This window comes from Pseudohoeflea suaedae (genome assembly GCF_004354915.1).
Lineage (GTDB): Bacteria > Pseudomonadota > Alphaproteobacteria > Rhizobiales > Rhizobiaceae > Pseudohoeflea > Pseudohoeflea suaedae.
In genome coordinates this window covers 130,223-148,196 of the sequence record NZ_SMSI01000004.1, presented here as the reverse complement: position 1 = coordinate 148,196, position 17,974 = coordinate 130,223, and the positions used below count along the sequence as shown (strand labels likewise).

At 62.5% G+C, this 17,974-nt stretch carries 17 protein-coding genes; 6 read left to right on the top strand and 11 right to left on the bottom strand.

The window, feature by feature from the left end; genetic code table 11:
- Positions 1–28 precede the first annotated feature (28 nt).
- From E2A64_RS16700 to recQ, 3 genes are all read right to left on the bottom strand, one after another.
- The gene (locus tag E2A64_RS16700) at positions 29–934 is read right to left on the bottom strand and encodes an amidohydrolase family protein (protein WP_133285655.1); all 906 of its coding nucleotides are present in this window, start codon (positions 932–934) and stop codon (positions 29–31) included.
- Positions 931–2,049, bottom strand: coding sequence for an ATP-grasp domain-containing protein (locus tag E2A64_RS16695; RefSeq protein WP_133285654.1), 1,119 nt, complete (start codon positions 2,047–2,049; stop codon positions 931–933). The genes E2A64_RS16700 and E2A64_RS16695 overlap by 4 nt, the downstream gene beginning before the upstream one ends.
- Positions 2,050–2,242: 193 nt before the next feature.
- A complete protein-coding gene (recQ, locus tag E2A64_RS16690) occupies positions 2,243–4,039 on the bottom strand; it encodes a DNA helicase RecQ (protein WP_133285653.1) in 1,797 nt (598 codons plus the stop codon).
- A gap of 198 nt (positions 4,040–4,237) precedes the next feature.
- Between recQ and E2A64_RS16685 the strand changes: the two genes are divergently transcribed.
- Positions 4,238–4,591 carry a DUF423 domain-containing protein gene (locus tag E2A64_RS16685; RefSeq protein ID WP_133285652.1) on the top strand — a complete coding sequence of 118 codons (354 nt, stop codon included), beginning with the start codon at positions 4,238–4,240 and terminating at the stop codon, positions 4,589–4,591.
- Positions 4,592–4,639: 48 nt separating this feature from the next.
- Here E2A64_RS16685 and E2A64_RS16680 read toward each other — a convergent pair whose 3' ends face one another.
- Positions 4,640–5,383, bottom strand: a complete 744-nt coding sequence (locus E2A64_RS16680; RefSeq protein WP_133285651.1) for an SDR family oxidoreductase — start codon at positions 5,381–5,383, stop codon at positions 4,640–4,642.
- Positions 5,384–5,550: 167 nt separating this feature from the next.
- On the opposite strand from E2A64_RS16680, the gene E2A64_RS16675 reads away from it, so the two are divergent.
- Complete coding sequence (locus E2A64_RS16675; RefSeq protein WP_133285650.1) at positions 5,551–6,441, top strand: AraC family transcriptional regulator; 891 nt, start codon at positions 5,551–5,553, stop codon at positions 6,439–6,441.
- 87 nt (positions 6,442–6,528) lie between these two features.
- Positions 6,529–7,089, top strand: a complete 561-nt coding sequence (locus E2A64_RS16670) for a thermonuclease family protein (RefSeq protein WP_133285649.1) — start codon at positions 6,529–6,531, stop codon at positions 7,087–7,089.
- A 4-nt stretch (positions 7,090–7,093) separates the two neighbouring features.
- Here the strand turns inward: E2A64_RS16670 and E2A64_RS16665 are convergent, their stop codons facing one another.
- The 3 genes from E2A64_RS16665 to E2A64_RS16655 all read right to left on the bottom strand — a co-directional run bounded on the left by E2A64_RS16665 (position 7,094) and on the right by E2A64_RS16655 (position 10,087).
- Entirely contained in the window at positions 7,094–8,365 is a 1,272-nt protein-coding gene (locus E2A64_RS16665; RefSeq protein WP_133285648.1) for an OpgC family protein, read from the bottom strand.
- A 182-nt stretch (positions 8,366–8,547) separates the two neighbouring features.
- Positions 8,548–9,408 carry a mechanosensitive ion channel family protein gene (locus E2A64_RS16660; RefSeq protein ID WP_133285647.1) on the bottom strand — a complete coding sequence of 287 codons (861 nt, stop codon included), beginning with the start codon at positions 9,406–9,408 and terminating at the stop codon, positions 8,548–8,550.
- A gap of 160 nt (positions 9,409–9,568) precedes the next feature.
- Positions 9,569–10,087 carry a DsbA family protein gene (locus tag E2A64_RS16655; RefSeq protein WP_244598343.1) on the bottom strand — a complete coding sequence of 173 codons (519 nt, stop codon included), beginning with the start codon at positions 10,085–10,087 and terminating at the stop codon, positions 9,569–9,571.
- Positions 10,088–10,384: 297 nt separating this feature from the next.
- On the opposite strand from E2A64_RS16655, the gene E2A64_RS16650 reads away from it, so the two are divergent.
- Both E2A64_RS16650 and E2A64_RS16645 read left to right on the top strand, forming a co-directional pair.
- A complete protein-coding gene (locus tag E2A64_RS16650) occupies positions 10,385–11,332 on the top strand; it encodes a 1-phosphofructokinase family hexose kinase (protein ID WP_133285646.1) in 948 nt (315 codons plus the stop codon).
- A 157-nt stretch (positions 11,333–11,489) separates the two neighbouring features.
- Positions 11,490–12,518, top strand: coding sequence for a Fe(3+) ABC transporter substrate-binding protein (locus E2A64_RS16645; RefSeq protein ID WP_133285645.1), 1,029 nt, complete (start codon positions 11,490–11,492; stop codon positions 12,516–12,518).
- A 112-nt stretch (positions 12,519–12,630) separates the two neighbouring features.
- On the opposite strand, the gene E2A64_RS16640 is transcribed toward E2A64_RS16645, so the two are convergent.
- Positions 12,631–14,301 carry an ABC transporter permease gene (locus E2A64_RS16640; protein WP_133285644.1) on the bottom strand — a complete coding sequence of 557 codons (1,671 nt, stop codon included), beginning with the start codon at positions 14,299–14,301 and terminating at the stop codon, positions 12,631–12,633.
- A 198-nt stretch (positions 14,302–14,499) separates the two neighbouring features.
- Between E2A64_RS16640 and E2A64_RS16635 the strand changes: the two genes are divergently transcribed.
- Positions 14,500–14,844, top strand: coding sequence for a protein tyrosine phosphatase family protein (locus E2A64_RS16635; protein WP_133285643.1), 345 nt, complete (start codon positions 14,500–14,502; stop codon positions 14,842–14,844).
- A 76-nt stretch (positions 14,845–14,920) separates the two neighbouring features.
- Here the strand turns inward: E2A64_RS16635 and yghU are convergent, their stop codons facing one another.
- The 3 genes from yghU to E2A64_RS16620 all read right to left on the bottom strand — a co-directional run bounded on the left by yghU (position 14,921) and on the right by E2A64_RS16620 (position 17,896).
- Positions 14,921–15,769: a glutathione-dependent disulfide-bond oxidoreductase gene (yghU, locus tag E2A64_RS16630; protein ID WP_133285642.1), complete on the bottom strand. Its 849-nt coding sequence runs from the start codon at positions 15,767–15,769 to the stop codon at positions 14,921–14,923.
- 137 nt (positions 15,770–15,906) lie between these two features.
- Entirely contained in the window at positions 15,907–17,085 is a 1,179-nt protein-coding gene (locus E2A64_RS16625; RefSeq protein ID WP_133285641.1) for a CaiB/BaiF CoA transferase family protein, read from the bottom strand.
- Positions 17,078–17,896, bottom strand: a complete 819-nt coding sequence (locus E2A64_RS16620) for a TerC family protein (protein WP_133285640.1) — start codon at positions 17,894–17,896, stop codon at positions 17,078–17,080. Before E2A64_RS16620 ends, E2A64_RS16625 begins: the two co-directional genes overlap by 8 nt.
- Positions 17,897–17,974 lie beyond the last annotated feature (78 nt).

The window sequence follows — 17,974 nt, the reverse complement described above, 5'->3', positions numbered from 1 at the left end:
AGTGAAAACGGCGTCTGTTCGACAGACGCTAGGGTCGGTTCTCGTCAGCCGTGCCGTAGAAACTGTCGAACGTCCCGGTGCCTTTCAACCGGAGCGCCTCAAGGGCGTTCATGTAGAGCATTCTCGGCAGAAATTCCGTTTTCCAGTCAAGGGCGAGGAAGTTCTCGACGAACGGTTTTATGGGCGTCAGCGGATAGGCCGTGCCGAACAGGAACCTGCTGGAGAAGTTCTCGAAATTCTTGTTGATCGCCCTCAGCCAGTCCTCATGACCGAGATGCCAAAGATAGCCCTCGGGAGAGAGCCATACATTGCTGCGGCGCATGGCAATCACGATCGCTTCCCGTACATAGGGGTAACAGCCATGAGCGCAGACGATGTTCAGTCCCGGAAAATGCTCCGCAATGCGCTCGACCCGATCGGGATGCGCATAGTTGAGATACTGGCCCCCCTTGAGGCCGGACGTCTGGAGAATGAGAACGCCTTCCTGCTTCTCCATCTGTCGATAGAAGGGGAATAGTCTTTCATCATCGGGATTGCAGCCGGGCGCCCGTCCGGGTTCGACGTTGAAAATATTGACGCTGAGTTCCTCCTTGCAGCGCTGGATCTCGGCAAGCCCGTCGTGGAACTGGTTGCTGACATCAATGCCGCCGACGGCGACGAAGCGGGCCGGGTTTCGCGCCTGCACGTCGGCAAGAACGTCATTGGAGGCCAACCGATCGGGAAAGTCGTACTTTCCCAGGCGTGCTCCGGGATTGAAGCCGGATGCTGATACGGCTGTCGTGATGCCGGCCTCGGCGATCTCGGAAAAAAAGGCTTCCTCCGTGCCTTCATTGACAGACCGGATCAGAGGAAGCCGCCCGCTCTTGGCAAGCGCCGCACGGTAGTAGCTTGCAGCTGCACCGGCGGTATATCTGCATCGCACGTCGATTATCATGGTTTGGTCCTCCGCCAGTGTCCGCTCGCCTTCAGTTCGGTCTCGAATGATTGCGGGACCGAGCGTGTCACCATCTGCTTGCCGATAGCCAGACGTGGAAGCCCAATCTGGGAAGGAGCCAGGTCGATACCCGCGAACACACGCAGCGCCGTTCCGACTTCGTCGAAACCGAGATGAAGCCTCGACGCCGTGGCGCCGGTGAAGCGTCCGTTATATTCATGGATCGCAAGGGAGCCGTCCGGGCGCCGCAGGCACTGGATGTTCAGCGGGCCACGCCACCCGGCATCGGCGAAAGCTGCCGTGCAGGTCCTGCCAAGCGAATGGGCATCTTCGGCATCGTCAATCTCAACGTTGAGGGAAACGCCGGACCGCATCACGTGCCTGGTCACGATGATGTCGTTGTGCTCGCCGTCAGGTCCTATGACCGTCTGTATCGAAACCTTGTCGCCTTCGAACGAATGAAACAACGGCACGGCGCCACCAGCAACGCTCGACATGTAGGCAGTCACCCTGGCGGGATCGCCGAGGAACTCCTGGGCCACAAGCTCGCTGTTCGGAGCCATCCCGAGGAGTTGTGACATGTCGTTGACGATTGTGGCGCTGTGCGAGGCGAAACCGGAGCGCGGCTTCACGATGAGCGGAAAGGAGGCGGGGCCATTCAATCGTTCCGCCAGATCGGGTGCATCGAGCAGAACCGACGCCGCAAAGGGCAGGCGGTATTTTTGGGAAAAGGCCCAGCTCTCATGTTTGTCCAGCATGGCCTCGGCAGTTTCCACGCTGCCCGCAAGGGTCTTCGATCGAAGCTCCGGGGCTCGCTCGACGAGCCTTGCACATGCCAGCACGTCGTCATCCCGGCAGGGAACGATGAGATCGATCCGTGTCGACCTGACGATATCGATGATGCGGTCAAGCACCGCGTTTTCATGATCGCGTGTCGTGGGAAGAAGATGGACCTCATCGAAATCAAGCAGCGAGGGCGCACGGGCAGTGCTGTTGGTGGCAATCAAATGCACGTCGTCTCGCCGGTCGGCAATGGCTTGAACCACATTCTGCCCGACGAGGGAGCCGCCGCTCAGAAGCAGCAGCGTAGCTTTTTCAGATCCTGCCATCGACAATTTCCCCCTCGCAGCGGACCCCATCCGAAGACGTATTCAGCATTGCAATCCTTGCCGAGATGCTGCGGTCCGCACTGATATGGTTTGTTTATGAGCATATCGTGCAGCAATGGCCAAGCGAAATCCGGAGCGTGATCGGCAACTTCAAGCGAAAACACGGTCACGCTTCTGCCGTTGAGGTCCGGCCTGGGTATTATTGTTGCTGAAACGTGCTGATCTCCTGCAGAAACACCTCGCCGAAACGTTCGAGCTTGGCTGCGCCGACGCCGTGGAGCATTTCGAATTCCCTGAGATTGCGCGGCTGTTCCCTGGCCATCTCGATGAGCGTGCGGTCCGAGAAGATCACATAGGCGGGCACGCCTCCCTCGCGGGCGAGTTCGCTACGGCGTGTTTTCAGGCGGCTGAGCAGCTCCTGCGGCACGCTCGCGTCGATCACCGGGGCAGCCTTCTTTTCCGACGGGCGGGCGGCGCGGATCATGTCGGCGCGATAGCGGAACGTGCCGTCACCCCTTATCAGCGCGCGGCCCTTCGGTGCGATCGACAGACCCCCGTAACCGGCCACATCGAGCGTGAGATAGCCGCCGCCCACCATCTGCCGGATCAGGGACTGCCAGACATGGCGGGGCTGGTTGCGACCCGTCGCATAGACCGGCAACTGGTTGTGGCCGAGCGATTGCCCCTTGGCATTGGCCTTGCCGAGCAAAAGGTCGGCGAGGTGGGTGGCGCCGAAGCGCTCGCCGGTCATCTCGGCGGTCAGCAGGATCTTCCTGGCGTCCTCCGTGCCGTCGACCGTGGGGACGGGGCTCAGGCAGGCATCGCAATTGCCGCAGGGTTTGGATGTCTCGCCGAAATAGGACAGGAGGGCCTGACGGCGGCATTCGGGCGCCTCGCAATAGGCAACGAGCGAATCCAGCCGCTTGTGCTCGCGGCGGCGACGCTCGTCGTCGGTATGCTCCTGGTCGATGAAGCGGCGGCGCATGGTGATGTCCTGAAGCCCGAAGACCATGTGGGCGTCCGCCGGCGCGCCGTCGCGGCCGGCGCGGCCGATCTCCTGATAATAGGCATCGAGCGATCCGGGCATGTCGGCATGGAAGACGAAGCGCACGTCGGGCTTGTCGATGCCCATGCCGAAGGCGATGGTCGCGCAGACGATCACGCCGGGCTCGGTCATGAACAGGTTCTGCGCCTCGGCGCGCTGCTCGGGCGAGAGGCCGGCGTGATAGGGGACCGAGCGATACCCGTTGTCGGAAAGGAATTTCGCCAGTTCCTCGCTCGACTTGCGCGACAGGGCATAGACGATTCCGCTTTCCTCGGGCCTGTTCTGCAAGAAGGCGAGGAGCTGTTTCCGGGTGCTCGATTTGGGCTGCACGGTCAGGCTGATATTGGGGCGGTCGAAGCCGGCCACGTAGAGATCCGAATCGCCGCCGAAGAGCTTGCCCATGATGTCCTGGCGGGTGGCTTCGTCGGCTGTCGCCGTCACCGCGCCGATCGGAACGCCGGGAAAGGCCGAGCGCAGGTTCTGCAGCATGTCGTATTCGGGGCGGAAGGATGCCCCCCATTGCGAGATGCAGTGCGCCTCGTCGATCGCGATCAGGCTGATGCCGATGCGCTGCAGCGCGCCGATCATCCGCTCGGTCATCAACCGTTCCGGCGCGAGATAGAGAATGCGAACCTCGCCGGCCGCGACCCGTTTCCAGATCGCAATATTGTCATCGCGGCTGGCGGCGGAATTGATGCTCTCGGCCGCCACGCCGGCCAGCTTGAGGGCTGCCACCTGATCCTGCATCAGAGCGACCAGCGGGGAGACGACGACGGTCAGGCCGCCCTTGCACAGCGCCGGGACCTGATAGGTGAGGGACTTGCCGGCCCCCGTGGGCATGACGGCCAGCACATGGCGGCCGTCGAGCAGGCAGTCGACGATGCGTTCCTGGCCGGGGCGGAAACCGTCGAACCCGAAGACTTCCTTGAGGACGGCATGTTTGGAGGACATCGCTACTCGACTGCCGGAACGGCGCTACGGTTTTCGAATCGGGGCGGGTATCTCCAAGGTGTAAGCGTGCGGGAAGTGACACGCAATCCGCAGCGGGCATTGCAAGGTGGACAAGCCGGATGCGGCAATCTTTCAGGTGTCTAAATGGCCCGATGGGCGTTATGTCCTCGATCAGAATTGCATCGAGAGGGCTCCATCATGAACAGGGCTGAAACCTTCGCCGCCGGACTTCTGGGTATTTCCGGCGTCGCCGCGGCTGCCGTCAGCGCCCATGCCGGTGCCGATCCGCGGCTGATGGGGGCAGTGGCTCTCGTCTGCCTCACCCACGCACCCGCATTGCTGGCGATCGGCTTGTTCGGGAAGGCCCAGCCGGTCCTGCGTCTTGCGGGGCTTCTGCTCTTCATCGGCGCAGCGCTCTTCGGCTCGGACCTCGCGTTGCGTGAATTCGGCGAGGCCCGGCTGTTTCCCATGGCTGCACCCGCAGGCGGCGTGACCATGATGGCAGGCTGGCTTGTGGCCGGCCTTGCGGGGCTGTTTTCCCGCAAGGCCTGAGGGGTGGAGGAGGGATACGGCGGAAGAGTTCCGCCGACCCCGTTCCGGTCAGCCGTTGAGCCGGCCGAAAACCTGTTGGAAGTTTCTGTCGCGTTCGGCCCATCGCAGGGGCTGTACCCGGCTGACGAGGATTTCGCGCGCATCGGGCTCGCTTTCGAGGATCTGCATGGTCTCGGAGATATAGTCCGCGAGCGGCATCGCGTTCGGATCGCTCGCCTGGTGGGCGCCGGTCAACTGGGTCTGCACATAGGGCGGCGCAAGCTCGATCACCTGCACGGACGTGCCGGCCAGCTGATGGTTCAGCGACATCGACCAGGAATGAATCGCAGCCTTCGTCGCGCAATAGGTCGGGAACGTGGCACGCGGCACGAATGCCAGACCCGAAGACACGGTGAGCACGGCCGCGTCATCCTTGCCGAGAAGATGCGGAAGGAGGGCCGTGGTCAGCCGGATGGGGCCGAGAAGGTTGGTGGCGACCGTCGCCTCCGCGGTCTCGATCGCGGCCTCGCTTGCCTCTTCCGGGCGCATGATGCCGGCATTGTTGATGACGACGTTGAGGGCCGGAAAATCGGCCGTCAGCTTTTGCGCGAAGGCCTCGATTGCCTTCGGGTCGGCGACGTCGAGTTCCATCGCGTGGATGCCCGGATTGGCTGAGACCACATCCTCGAGTTTGGCCTTGTCGCGGCCGGTGACGATCACCTCGTTGCCCTTCGCAAGGAAGGCTTCGGCGAGCGCGCGGCCGATGCCGCCATTGCCGCCGGTGATCAGGATGGTGTTGCCGGTCATTTTCATAAGCAGGTCTCCTTTCAGTGGATGGTCATCGAGATAGAGCGCAGCGGCATTGTTTGCCTGCCGTATTCGCCGCATGATCTGCCTATTCCTCCGGTGTTGCGCATTTGGCGCTGGGAATTGATGCCGCAAATGGTTAGAAACCTGTGCGATCCTTTGGAGATGAAGCCATGTCGCTTGAGCGCCTGAAAGACAGTGTCCTTGCCTATGCGGAGAAAAATGCGGTGGAAGGGCTGCCGTATCCGACGGCGATCGCACATCTTAACGTGTCGCGTCATCTCGGTCCCTCGGACCCGTTTCCCGTGGTCTACGAGCCGCTTTTCTGCCTGGTGCTGCAAGGCGCCAAACAGGCCTGGTTGCATGAAAGGGAAGTGACCTTTGCCGCCGGTCGCTCGGTTGTCGTCGGCATGGACCTTCCGACATTCGCACAGGTGATCGAGGCGTCTCCGGAAGCGCCCTATGTCGCCCTGGCTCTGCGTCTCGACGTGGCGCTCATACGGGAGCTTGCCAGCGAGATGCAGGCGGCGGCCACGGACGAGGGAAGCATCCCGGCGATTGCGTCGGGGGAAGCCAGCGAGGCGTTGATCGATGCGATGGCGCGGCTATTCGCGCTTCTGGAGAAACCCGCCGCGGCGTCGTTCCTTCAGGCGGGTATCATCCGCGAAATCCACTTCTGGCTGCTGACGGCGGATCATGGCGACGTGCTGCGGCGCGTCGCCTCGGGCGGCAGCCATACCGCGCGGATTTCCGATGCTGCGCGGTTCATTCGGCAGCATTTCACCGAGCCGCTCCGGGTGCCTGAACTGGCGCGTCAGGCCGGCATGAGCGAAACGACGTTCCATCAGCATTTTCGAAATGTCTGCGGGACCACGCCGCTCCAGTATCAGAAGCACATGCGGCTCATGGAGGCCCAGCGTCTGATAACGGCGCAGGGGGAGCCTGTGTCGACTGCAGCCCTTGCGGTGGGATATGAAAGTCCGACCCAGTTCAGCCGTGAATTTTCCCGCCTGTTCGGCATGTCTCCGCGCAGCTACCGCCAGGCCGTCTCGCCCGCGGTCTGAAGCTTCCGTCCAGCAGGTTTTGACCTGGAATGTTAGCGTTGCCTTAAGCATATGACGGGTACCTCTTTTGCCGGAGGTGCCGCCCATATGTCAGTCAAACGCCAGCACAAGGGCAAGGTCATTGCCTATCGCAGGAAACGGCGGCGATTGCCGTTCGGCCTGTCCGCCTTGCTTGTCGCCGGTTTCGGTATCGGAGCCACCCTCTCGCATTGGGGCGACGACGTCGTCGATCCGCTTTCAACCTCTTCGCTGCGTGTACCCCAGGTTTCGTCCGGCCCCGCTTCGAACCGGTCCGGCGCGAGCCCGACCTTCGGTCGCTGTCATGGCGCGGTGCGGGTCAATTGCGTGGTCGATGGCGACACGCTCTGGATGAGCGGAACGAAGATCCGGGTGGCCGACATCGATACGCCGGAGATCAGCAAGCCGGGGTGTCAGGCCGAAAAGGCACTGGGAGAAAAGGCGACCCGCCGGCTGATCCAGCTCGTCAATGCGGGGCCGTTCGAGCTCCGCGCCTGGCCGGATCGCGATACGGACCGGTACGGGCGGAAGTTGCGCGTGCTCGTACGAGACGGCCGATCGCTGGGCGACGTGCTCGTCTCGGAAGGCCTGGCGAGAACCTGGACGGGCCGTCGCCAGCCCTGGTGCTGAAATCCTAGGAGGCGATGCCGCGCGGCGAGGCCCCGGCATTGGGTGCCTTGGCCGCGATATCCTTCGGGGCTGCGACCTGGCCCGGCAGCGCGGGGCCTGCCGCTGCCCGTCTGCCGTTTGAAGCCTGCCGCTTCAGCCGGCCCAGCCATTCCAGATAATAGGCATAGACGATGTGCAGCAGGAGCCCGGCGATCACGATCATCGCCGAGGTCACGGGACCGACGAAGGTGACCTTGATGAAGGCTTGCGCTGTGATCGCCATCAGGGTGCCGAAGATGAATATCGGCAGGCCATGCCGGCCGATGACGGCCAGCGGGTTGTTGCTGCGCAACCTGAAGATGGCCGACAGCCACGGCAGAACGGCAATCAGATATGCGATGGCGAAAATGTGCAGCACCCGCGGCAGCGACAGAAACGTCTTGTCGAAGCCGGAGAGAATGCGTGGCAGGTGGAGCACCCGTTCCCATCCCCACAATGGCACCCATACCCAGACACATGAGCCCACAAGATAAGCAATGGCGGCGAGAATGAGCCATTTGTTGCGTGGAATGGTCCCGCCGCGCGCAATGTGCAGGTTGCAGGCGATGCCGAGGATGAAGATCACCTGCCAGGACAAGGGGCTGAGGAACCAGAAGCCTTCGCCGGGATAGGTGCGGGGACCGATGGACCACAGACCGGCGCCGAGCCAGATGGCGACGGAAACGAGGACCATCGCCCAGAGACGCCAGCGGGAGATCAGCAGGAAGAAGGGCAGCATCAGGAGAATGCCGGCATACATCGACAGGATATTGTTGTAGCCGAGCTGGTGACCGAGCGTGACGATGCCGAGGATGCCGCGTGCGGGGTCCTCCAACACGCGTCCCATGTTGATGGTATCGAAAAGGCGTGGGTCGGACCAGCCGAGGGCGAAGAGGGCGAAAATCGCGATGGAGGCGATCGTCGTCATGATCTGCGCGACGTAGAGGACGCCGGCGCGGCGCCAGGCCCGCAACGTCGTGAGCAGCTTTTCCCCGGCGCCGAACTTGCGGCCATAGGCAAAGCCCGCCGCAATGCCCGAGATCAGAACGAAGGCCTCGGCGGCATCGGACAAGCCGTAATTCTTCGAGGTGACGATTTCGAGCGGGTTCCCCGGCACATGATTGATGAAGATCATCATCAGGCAGATGGTGCGCAACACATCGAGCCGCGTGTCGCGGGTGGAGGCCGGCACACCGCTCTGGCCGGATGACCGATGCGGGGCTTTGCCCGCGTCATCACGGCGGAAATACTGATACATGCAAAACGCTCCAGGGGCGACCGCTTCGGTCGGCGAGTTTCGCGCTCATGCCATCGCATTGCGGCAAAGCCAAGGACAAAAAAATCGTCTCGACGATTCAAACGCCGGACGCCCGTTTTGGTTGCCTGGAGCCGGCGCGAGCGGGGTGATCTGCCCCTCGCGCCGGCGCGCCCGTGACGGCGTCAGTCGACCGGAACGTCGGTCTTGTAGATGTGAAGGTCGCGCTGCGGGAAGGGGATGGACAGCCCCTTTTCGTCGAAGGTCTGTTTCGCCTTCTTTGTCAGTTCCCGGCTTGCGGGCCACCAGTCTGACGTGGGAATCCAGACGCGGGCCACCACTTCCACGGCACTGTCGCCGAGATTGCTGACGAAGAGGAAAGGCGCCGGGTCGTCGAGAACGCGGGAATCGCCACGCACGATTTCCTCGAGCGTGTTCATCGCCAGGTCGATATCGTCGTCATAGCCGATGCCGACGGTCAGGTCGAAACGGCGCTGGGGATGGTAGGAGAAGTTGGTGATCTCGCTGCCCCAGACCGAAGAGTTCGGGGCAAGAAGATAGAGACCGTCGAGCGTCTTGAGTTCGGTCGCAAACAGGCCGATCTCCTGCACGGTACCCGTAGCGGAACCCGTGTCGATGAAGTCACCGATCTTGAAGGGACGCAGGAAGAGCAGCATCACGCCTGCTGCGATATTCTGCAGCGTGCCCTGAAGCGCCAGACCGATCGCCAGGCCGGCGGCACCGAGGGCGGCGATGATCGAGGCCGTCTGGACCCCGAACTGCTGCAGGACCATGACCATGACGATGGTGAGCACGGCATAGCGCGCCACGCCCGCCAGGAAATGCGCAAGGGTGGTTTCGCCCTTTCGGTTGACGAGGTGAAAGACGCCGGTCTTCGCCTTCTTGGCGATCCAGAAGCCGATGACCAGAATGATGATCGCGCCCACCACGGAGAAGGCATAGGCGGTAATCAGCCCGGCCATGAGCGCGAAGATGTTCGAAGTCGCGGCGCCGAGCTGGGCCGGGTCTAAACTGCCTAAATCCATTGGTAATCAAATCCTTGAGGTTCAATATTCAACACCTGCACACCTCACGAATGCTGTCGCCGCGCAGCTTCCCCGAAGCCCGGTGCAGGCGCGGGCTCATTGTGCCAACTCGCAAGGCGGCATTTTGTTCCGCATTCCTGCCGATCATTTTCGGTCCAGTCTATCCGCGCGCCTCGTCACGCGCCTTGTCAATGGCCTCGCGCAGGGCCGTCCTGGTCAAGGCACCACGGTAGGTGGTGGTGCCGATGACGAAAGACGGTGTGCCGGTGAAGCCGAAAGCTTCGGCCTGATGCCAGTTTCGGGTGAGCAAATCCGAGATCGTCTGGTTGTTTGCGCGCACTGCAACGGCAATGTCGTCCATTGCGATGCCCTTCTTCTCCACCGCCTCACTCACGCTTTCGAGCGACAGCCGGCCACTCATGCCCATCAGCGTATCGACGATCGTGGGATACCGGCCGAGCTGCGCCGCACCGAGTGCGACCTGTGCGGCGAAAACTGACACCTCGCCGAAGACCGGCCAGTCCTTCATCATCAGGCGGACATTGCCGTCCTCTGCAACCACATCCATCATGTCGGGATGGATCTTCTTGCACCAGGAGCACTGGTAATCGAAGAATTCCGCAATGGTGACGTCCCCCTCCGGATTGCCGAGTATCGGTGCATGGGCGTCTTCGAACACTTCCTCCGGCGTCAACGTCTTGGCGCGGGCCGCCTGCGGCAGAAGGGCGAGGGCTGCAGCGCCGCTGCTCAGGCCGAGGAAGTGTCTGCGGTCATATGGTCGTGCTCCTTTGCCTCTTCTCTCCCTCTTAAGCCGCTCCAAGTCAAAGGGCGGAGCGATCATATTCCGGTGACGGGACGCGAATTTCACAGCTCGCTGAAATTGACCCCGGTCAAGGCTTGCTGTTCTCGTGTGGCTTACGGTTGAATGCATCGCCGCCTGTTCCGCCATCCAATCTCGTTTCGTGTAGGTCTTATCATGTCCAGGACATTGTCCATTGCGCTCAATCCGACGATCGATATTTCCAGCGACACCGCTCGTATCCATGCCACCCGGAAGATCCGCACGAGCAATCAGCGCTGGCATCCCGGCGGAGGAGGGGTGAATGTCGCGCGGGTCATCGCCATGCTGTCGGCCTCGCAGGGCGGGACAGGAGACAAGCCGCACCTGATGATGTTCTCCGGCGGGCAGACGGGGACCCTGCTCGAGGGCATGCTGTCTGATCTTTCGATCGACCTTCATCCGATCTCCATCGCCGAGCAGACCCGTATCGCGTTCATGGTCTACGAGGAGGAAAGCGGCTTCGAATATCGTTTCGTGCCCGAAGGCCCGGAAGTTTCGGAAGACGAATTCGCGCAGGCGATGGAGGTAGTCAGAGGGTTTTCGGGCGACTATGTGATCGCAAGCGGTTCCCTGCCGCGCCATGCGCCGCTCGATACCTATGCGCGGATGGCCGATATCGCCAATTCCAACGGAGCGCGCTTCGTGCTCGATACGTCGGGGCCGGCGCTCAAGGCCACGCTCGACAATGCTCGCGTCTTTCTTTTCAAGCCCAGTCTCGGCGAACTCGAGACGCTGGCAGGGCGGAAACTCGATGAGGCCGGCGTGATCCGGACCGCGCGGGCGCTGGTCGAGGACGGGAAGACCGAGCACGTCACCGTGACGCTCGGTCGCGAAGGCGCGCTCCTGATCAGCCGTGATCGGGTTCTCCGTGTTCCGGCTCGCCATGTGGTGGTCAAGTCCGCGGTTGGTGCCGGCGACAGTTTTGTCGGCGCGCTCGTCTGGTACTTGGCGCAAGGCCATTCGATAGACGAGGCGTTCCGTTTCGGCGTGGCGGCAGGAGCGGCCGCGGCGCGTACGCCTGGAACCGAGCTGTGCCATGCCGATGACGTATTCGAGATTTTCAACAGCCCGGACGACCGGTAGGAATTTCCGCGTCGCTTTGTCACGCCGGTGACAATCCATCGTTTTCAGGCGGTCACGGGGCCTGAACCGACAAGCCTCGAGAACCGGGCTTGACGCGGGCTCCAAAAGGCGACCAAAATAGTCAAGTTTAAAAGCATTTCTCAGGGAGTTTCGCCGCATGACCAATTCCACGCTACGCAGTCTGGTCCTTTCGACCGCGTTGATCGGCCTTTTCGGGGCCGCGCCGGCATTCGCCGACGGGGAGGTCAATATCTATTCAGGCCGTCACTACGATGTCGACGAGCAGCTCTATTCCAAGTTCGAGGACGAGACGGGGATCACCGTCAATCTGATCGAGGGCAAGGAAGACGAGCTTATCGAGCGCATGAAGGCCGAGGGGCAGAACAGCCCGGCGGATCTCTTCATCACCGCGGATGCCGGACGCCTCTGGCGCGCCGACGATGCGGGCCTCCTCCAAGGCGTGGATTCGGACGTGCTCAACGAGCGTCTGCCGGCGCATCTGCGGCACCCGGACGGTCACTGGTTCGGCATGTCGACCCGTGCCCGCGTGATCTTCTACGACAAGGACAGTGTCGACAATCCGCCCCAGACCTACGCCGCGCTGGCAGATCCCCAGTACAAGGGCATGGTCTGCATCCGTACCTCATCCAATATCTACAACCTCTCGCTCATGGGTGCCTATATCGCCCATCACGGCGAAGAGGCCGCGAAGGAATGGGCGCAGGGTCTCAAGGACAATCTCGCCCGTGATCCGCAGGGTGGCGACACCGACCAGCTCAAGGGCATCGTCTCGGGCGAATGCAAGATCGCGGTGGCCAACACCTACTACTTCGCGCGCGGCATAGCCGGCACTGTCGAGGGGCTGTCGGAAGGCATCGAAAAGATCGGCATCGTGTTCCCGGATCAGGACGGCGACGGTACCCACGTCAACATTTCCGGCGTCGGGATGACCGCCCATGCTCCCAATCCGGAAAACGCGCTGAAATTCATGGAGTACCTGACCTCCGACGAGGCTCAGTCGTTCTTCGCCAATGGCAACAACGAGTATCCGGCTGTCGAGGGCATCGAGGCTTCTTCCGCGGTCGAGAGCCTCGGCGACTTCAAGCATGACGAGCTCAACCTGTCGGCGCTGGGTGAAAACCAGACGCGCGCGCAGGAAATCTTCAACGAAGTCGGCTTCAAGTAAGCCAAAGCAAAGTGCGCCAGCGCGCAGGCCACGCGGGCCGGCGCACTTATCGGGAAGGGCCGGTGGTTTGGGAAGACCGCCGGCCTTTCCGCGTCTGGAGACGGGAGAAGTCTCAGGCTGCGGGGAGGCCCATGTTTTCGGACGGCAGGTCGCCCGCCTTGGGGCGGCCCGTCCGGCCGATCGAGTAGCACAGCACGATGACCGGCAGGAGGCCGAAGGCGAAGATCATCAGCGAGGGGATCGCTGCCTGGTTCAACCGCTCATCGGAGGCGAGGCGATAGGCCTGGACTGCGAGCGTGTCGAAGTTGAAGGGGCGCATGATGAGCGTTGCCGGCAGTTCCTTCATGACATCGACGAAGACGATCAGCATGGCCGTCAGCAGGCTGGGCGTCAGCAGCGGGATATGGATCTGCCAGAGCATCTTGCCGGCCGAGCGTCCGAGCGTGCGGGCCGCCGCATCGATGTTCGGCTTGATCACCGAGATGCCGGTATCGAAGGCGCCAAGGGCAGCCGCGATGAAGCGGACCATGTAGGCCATGACCAGCACGCCGATCGTGCCGGTGAAGAACAGGCCGGTCGAAACGCCGAAATGAGCGCGGGCAAGGCCGTCGATCATGTTGTCGAGCGCGGCAAAGGGAACCAGCAGGCCGACTGCGATCACGCCGCCCGGCACCGCGTAGCCGATGCCGGCGGTGGTCGCCGAGAAGCGGGCCGCGAGGCTCGGGGCGATGCGGGCGCAGAAGCCGATGATGATTGCCGCGCACACGGTGACGAAAGAGGTGATCGTGGCGAGTGTGAGCGAGTTTTCGATATAGCCCATGTAACGGCGCGAGAACGGCGAGTGACCGGAATCGACAGCCATCTGAAGAAGAACGAAGATCGGAACGATGAAGCCGACGAGAACCGGAATCAGGCACACGAGGACGGCGACCGTGCCCCGCCAGCCGGTCAGGTCATGCCGCACGGTAGCCTCGAAACGCGAGCCGGCCGGATAGCGCTTGGCAAGGCCGCGCTGGGCGCGTTCGAGAAGAGCGAAAACGAGGGCTACGACAAGAAGGCAGAGGGCAAGCTGCGAGGCCGCAAGCCTGTCGCCCATGGAAAACCAGGCGCTGTAGATGCCGGTCGCGAAGGTCTGGACGCCGAAATGGGCAACGGTGCCGAAATCGGCGATGGTTTCCATCAGGGCCAGGATCACGCCGCCGGCAATCGCCGGCCGTGCCATCGGCAGGCTGACGCGGAAGAAGGCGCTCCAGGGTCCGTGACCGAGCGTACGGGCGGCGAAATAGGCCGTTGGAGATTGTTTGAGGAATGCCGCGCGGGCCAGCAGATAGACATAGGGATAGAGAACGAAGGTCAGCATTGCTGCCGCCCCGCCGAGCGAGCGGATTTCCGGGAACCAGTAATCGCGCGGTCCCCAGCCGGTCACGGCCCGCAGCCATGTCTGCACCGGACCGGGATGGTCGAGCAGATCCGTGTAGGCATAGGCGAGCACATAGGCGGGGAAGGCGAGGGGCAGGGCGAGTGCCACTTCGAAGGTGCGACGGAACGGGAAATCGCATGCTGTCACCAGCCATGCGCCGCCGGTGCCCACGAGCCCGGTGCCGATGCCGACAAGCACGACGAGCTGTATCGTGGTGAGCGTGTAGCGCGGCAGCACGGTATCCATCAGCCCGTTCCAGGTGACGGCGGTGCCGGAGGCGGCCGCGATCGCCACCGCGATGATCGGTGCGAGGCATGCCAGCGAAATGAACCAGGCAGCGGTCTTGAGTGCGCGTTCGCCCAAAATGCGGGTCCTTGGGAATGCCGGATAGAGAAATGGCGCGTCGTTCGCGACGCGAACGCGAAATCTTGACTATTCGATGCAGGTTTTAGCGTCAACTCGTGACGGGTCGACGGGCTGTGGCTGGATCCGGCCGATTGACCCGGCCGCATTCGCGCCGTACATCCTTATCCTCCGCCAATTCAACGATGGACGCTTTCCATGGATGATATCCGCCCGATCAACGACGATTACGCCGTCACCGGCCAGATCAGCGCCGAGGATCTTCCGAAGATCAAGGAAGCCGGCTTTCGCTCGATCGTCTGCAACCGCCCGGATTTCGAACAGCCCGGTCAGCCGACATTCGAAAGCGTTCGCCATGCCGCGGCTGAACTCGGGATCGAGATGCGCCACATCCCGATCGGCCAGATGGGCGTGACGCCCGAAACCGTCACGGCGATGGTCGATGCGGTCGAGGAAATGGAAAAGCCGTTGCTCGGCTATTGCCGCTCGGGTGCACGCTCGACCGTCATCTATCAGCAGTCGGAACGCTTGCGCGGCGGCTGAGCCTCCGGTCGGCCGCCAGATTGAAAACGCCCGGGAGATGATCCCGGGCGTTTTCGTTTCGGTTTTTCGCTGCGGCCTACGACTTCAGCACGGCGTCGATGTCGGAGGCGTCGTGGCGTTCGCGGATCGCGTCGTCGCTCTTCTTGTTGACCACGTCGCCACGCTTGACGGCGGGGCGTTGGGCGATCTCCTTCTGCCAGCGCAGTACGTTCTTGTACTCCTGGGTCTGCAGGAACTCGGCCGAATCCCCGTAGGCGCCGCCGGTCACGAGGCGACCGTACCAGGGCCAGGTTGCAATGTCGGCGATGGTGTAGTCGTCGCCGCCCAGAAAGCGGGTTTCGGCCAGGCGACGGTCGAGCACGTCCAGCTGGCGCTTGACTTCCATGGCGAAGCGATCGATCGCGTATTCGATCTTAACCGGGGCATAGGCGTAGAAATGGCCGAAACCGCCTCCGAGATAGGGGGCGGAACCCATCTGCCAGAACAGCCAGTTGAGAGCCTCGGTGCGCCTGGCGGGATCTTCGGGCAGGAACTCGCCGAATTTTTCCGCCAGATAGAGCAGGATAGAGCCGGATTCGAAAACCCGCGTCGGCGTGGGCGTGGAGTGGTCCATCAGCGCGGGGATCTTGGAGTTCGGATTGACGTCGACAAAGCCGGAGCCGAACTGATCGCCTTCGCCGATATCGATGAGCCAGGCGTCGTATTCCGCACCCTTGTGGCCCTTGGCGAGGAGCTCCTCGAGCATGATCGTGACCTTCACGCCATTGGGCGTACCCAGCGAGTAAAGCTGGAAGGGGTGCTTGCCCACCGGCAGGTCCTTGTCATGGGTCGGGCCGGCGATCGGGCGATTTGTATTGGCGAACCGGCCGCCGTTTCCCTTTTTCCATTCCCAGACCTTGGGGGGCGTGTATTCGCTGTCGGACATTGAAACTTCCTTTGTCGTCGGCCGCAGGGAAAAGATGCGGTCTTGTGAAAATTGCTTGCACCGTGTGATGTCGTGCGGCGCGGCTCAAAGTTCAATACTTGTTCAATCACATATTGCGAGGCGGGGCACGTCCAGCCTCATTTTCCTGTCGGGCGATCGAGTTCGGCAAGCACTTCGTCGGTATGTTCGCCAAGACGCGGGCTCGGGCGGTCGTAGACCAGCGGCGAGGCGGGCAGGATGATGGGCGTGCGCACGCCGGGGATTGCCGTGCCCGCCGCGTCGGTCAGCTCCTGCTTCATGCCGCGGGCGACCATCTGCGGGTCGGCGAACATCTCCTCGATCGTGTTGATCGGCCCCGCAGGCACATTGGCGGCTTCGCAGGCGCCCAGAAAATCCGCCTTGCTCCAGCCGGAAAGCAGGGCAACCAGACCCTCGCGCAATGTCTCGCGCGCGGCCACACGTCCGGGGTTTGTCTGTAAATCCGGATCCGTCGCCATGTCACCGGCGCCCAGAAGGCCGCAGAGCCGCTGAAACTGGCCGTCATTGCCGACGGCTATGATGACGTGACCGTCGGCGACTGGGAATACCTCATAGGGCGCGATGTTCGGGTGGGCGTTGCCCATCCGCGTGGGCGCCTTGCCCGAAACCAGATAATTGAGGTTCTGGTTGGCCATGACGCCGGCCTGGGTATCCATCAGCGCCATGTCGATCCACTGGCCTTCGCCGGTCTTTTCCGCGTGGCGAAGTGCGGCCTGAATGGCAATGACGCTGTAGAGCCCGGTGAAGATGTCGGTGATCGCCACGCCGGCCTTCTGGGGCTCGCCATCCGTCGGGCCGGTGACCGACATCATGCCGGCCATGGCCTGGATGATGAAGTCGTAGCCCGCGCGCGGCGCATAGGGGCCGGTCTGCCCGAAACCGGTGATCGAGCAGTAGACGATGCGCGGATTGATCTTGCGCACGCTCTCGTAGTCGAGGCCGTATTTGGCCAAGCCGCCGACCTTGAAGTTCTCGATGACGACGTCGGCGCCGGCAATCAGCCGGCGGACCGTCGCCGCGCCGTCCTCGCGGGCAATATCGACTGCCACCGAGCGCTTGCCGCGATTGGCGGCATGATAATAGGCGGCTGACAGGTCCTCGCCGTCCGCACCTTGCACGAAGGGTGGGCCCCAGCGGCGGGTGTCGTCCCCCTCGCCGGGTTTCTCTATCTTGATGACGTCGGCGCCGAGATCGGCGAGGATCTGACCGGCCCAGGGGCCGGCCAGAATGCGGGCGAGTTCGATCACCCTGATCCCGTGAAGGGGCGCCTCAGGCATTCTGCGCCATTTCCCTCTTGTGGCGCGCCAGCCGTTCCTTCTCGCGCATCAGCTTGCGCTGGTAACGGCCCTGGACGATCTCGACCAGAACCATGGTGACGAGGACGAAGTAGAAGGTCGCCTTCGACATGGCGATGATCTCGTAGCCGAAGAAGGTGAGGTGCCCCAGATGCCCGCCCTCGCTCATCAGCATGATGCCGACGAGCAGGAGCACGAACAGGCCCAGCACCTCGTACATGCGGTTGCGCTTGAGGAAGTTGGCCACGGCATCCGCCATGAGAACCATGAGGGCGCCGGAGACGATGATCGCGGCGGTCATGACGATGAAATTGTGGGTCAGGGCGACGGCCGAAAGAACCGTGTCGAACGAGAAGACAAGGTTCATCGCAACGATCCAGAACAGCGCCGTGCCGACCGAACGTGTGGCCACGCGCTTGTCGCCATCCTCGTGCTCTTCCAGCGTCATCATGTGGGCGATTTCCTTGAGCGCCGTGTAGATCAGGAAGATCCCGCCCGCCAGAACGATCAGCGCATGGCCCGAAACGTCACCTTCGACGACAGGGGGCAGGCTGATGTGGAAGAGCGGATCCTGAAAGGCTTCGATGAGCTGCAGGACGACGAAGAGAAGCACGATGCGCAGGCCGATGGCGAGAATGATCCCCCAGCGGCGAACCATCGAACGGGCGGCTTCGGGAACGCGCTGCGCCTCAATGGAGATGTAGAGAAGGTTGTCGAAGCCGAGAACGGTTTCGAGTGCCGTCAGCACCAGGAACGTCATCAGGTGTTCGACGGAAAAGATTTCGGCGATCATCTCCAAGGGGCAGTCCTCTCAAGCATGGGGTCGTTGCCGGTCGGAACGGAACTTCGACATGTGCCGACTTGGCTACAC

Excerpts from the sequence above, each read along its gene's own strand:
- E2A64_RS16700 (WP_133285655.1), bottom strand. The coding sequence starts at position 934 with ATGATAATCGACGTGCGATGCAGATATACCGCCGGTGCAGCTGCAAGC.
- E2A64_RS16665 (WP_133285648.1), bottom strand. The coding sequence starts at position 8,365 with ATGTATCAGTATTTCCGCCGTGATGACGCGGGCAAAGCCCCGCATCGG.
- E2A64_RS16620 (WP_133285640.1), bottom strand. The coding sequence starts at position 17,896 with ATGATCGCCGAAATCTTTTCCGTCGAACACCTGATGACGTTCCTGGTG.
- recQ (WP_133285653.1), bottom strand. The coding sequence starts at position 4,039 with ATGTCCTCCAAACATGCCGTCCTCAAGGAAGTCTTCGGGTTCGACGGT.
- E2A64_RS16645 (WP_133285645.1), top strand. The coding sequence starts at position 11,490 with ATGACCAATTCCACGCTACGCAGTCTGGTCCTTTCGACCGCGTTGATC.
- E2A64_RS16670 (WP_133285649.1), top strand. The coding sequence starts at position 6,529 with ATGTCAGTCAAACGCCAGCACAAGGGCAAGGTCATTGCCTATCGCAGG.
- E2A64_RS16635 (WP_133285643.1), top strand. The coding sequence starts at position 14,500 with ATGGATGATATCCGCCCGATCAACGACGATTACGCCGTCACCGGCCAG.
- E2A64_RS16650 (WP_133285646.1), top strand. The coding sequence starts at position 10,385 with ATGTCCAGGACATTGTCCATTGCGCTCAATCCGACGATCGATATTTCC.
- E2A64_RS16685 (WP_133285652.1), top strand. The coding sequence starts at position 4,238 with ATGAACAGGGCTGAAACCTTCGCCGCCGGACTTCTGGGTATTTCCGGC.
- E2A64_RS16675 (WP_133285650.1), top strand. The coding sequence starts at position 5,551 with ATGTCGCTTGAGCGCCTGAAAGACAGTGTCCTTGCCTATGCGGAGAAA.
- E2A64_RS16625 (WP_133285641.1), bottom strand. The coding sequence starts at position 17,085 with ATGCCTGAGGCGCCCCTTCACGGGATCAGGGTGATCGAACTCGCCCGC.
- yghU (WP_133285642.1), bottom strand. The coding sequence starts at position 15,769 with ATGTCCGACAGCGAATACACGCCCCCCAAGGTCTGGGAATGGAAAAAG.
- E2A64_RS16680 (WP_133285651.1), bottom strand. The coding sequence starts at position 5,383 with ATGAAAATGACCGGCAACACCATCCTGATCACCGGCGGCAATGGCGGC.
- E2A64_RS16660 (WP_133285647.1), bottom strand. The coding sequence starts at position 9,408 with ATGGATTTAGGCAGTTTAGACCCGGCCCAGCTCGGCGCCGCGACTTCG.